Annotated in this window: 1 pseudogene; it reads right to left on the minus strand. The window is 57.0% G+C overall.

The annotated features are described in order from the left end of the window. A pseudogene (locus tag NW858_RS11580) lies at positions 1-607 on the minus strand (RNA-guided endonuclease InsQ/TnpB family protein); the annotation flags it as partial.

Raw genomic sequence — 607 nt, forward strand, 5'->3', positions numbered from 1 at the left:
ACACCGGTGACAAGTTTGCCAAGTGTGAGCGGGCGATACTAACACCACCTTCACCCCGCTCTTGCTGCCTTGTAGTGCACAAACTGCCGCAGCTGGGAGAACGCCCAATTGTTTGCTCGTCGCCGCTCCGTCTTGCTGCGCGGCTGTTGATTGGTACGTTCCCTAATTCCAGTCAAGTCCTCCAAGGCAATAAAGCTGTGGGTGGCCAGTGCTCGAGCAACAAGGGTTTTAGAGATGCAGTGGTTCACCCAAGCTTGAAAGCGTCTCTCCCGACCAGACAGCCGTTGCAGCAGCTCCCGACATCTCCGTCGAGAACTGCGTGTGCCCTGACTGGCCTTGCGTCGCAGAGCCGCTCTCAACCAGGAGTAGTGGTCTCTGACCTGGTTCAACTGCTGTCCATTCCAGTGATCCCCCTCAGAGGTATGAGCAATATCCCTCCTACCCAAATCCACGCCCATTGCCTTGACGGCGTGCTCCAGTTCCGGTACCTCAGACTCCACGCCAATCTGGATGAAGTAGGAACCGTCTTGGCGTTTGACCAACGTGGCTGCTTTGGGATGAGAACCCGCCAGCATCCCGCGCTGGTAGTGCCCTACATCCAGCTCAA

The organism is Synechococcus sp. H55.10 (genome assembly GCF_047502715.1).
Lineage (GTDB): Bacteria > Cyanobacteriota > Cyanobacteriia > Thermostichales > Thermostichaceae > Thermostichus.